This is a genomic window from Photorhabdus sp. RM71S (genome assembly GCF_042879355.1).
Lineage (GTDB): Bacteria > Pseudomonadota > Gammaproteobacteria > Enterobacterales > Enterobacteriaceae > Photorhabdus > Photorhabdus kayaii.
The window spans coordinates 1-283 of the sequence record NZ_JBHFKV010000262.1 but is presented as its reverse complement, the minus strand read 5'-3'; the positions used below and the strand labels follow the sequence as shown (position 1 = coordinate 283).

The window sequence follows — 283 nt, the reverse complement described above, 5'->3', positions numbered from 1 at the left end:
ACCAAAGGCTTAAGTCTGCGCCGGGCCGTGGAACAGTTGCGCGGGATACTGGGAGATAACCCCTCGGTGGTGCCGCTGGTGCAACCGGATGAACCCGCCATGCTGGCCGATGATGCCGCCGGACGGCAGGCGCTGCTCAGTCGGGTCGTCGGGTTCTACCATCATACGCTGTTGAATGCCCCCGAAGCCCTGGCTTATCTGGAAAAACGGCGGCTCAACCACCCGGAATTAGTCGCCCAGTTTAAACTGGGCTTTGCCAACCGCACGTTAGCCTATCGCCTGC

At 61.1% G+C, this 283-nt stretch carries 1 pseudogene; it reads left to right on the top strand.

The annotated features are described in order from the left end of the window. A pseudogene (locus ACGF5R_RS24815) lies at positions 1-283 on the top strand (DNA primase); the annotation flags it as partial.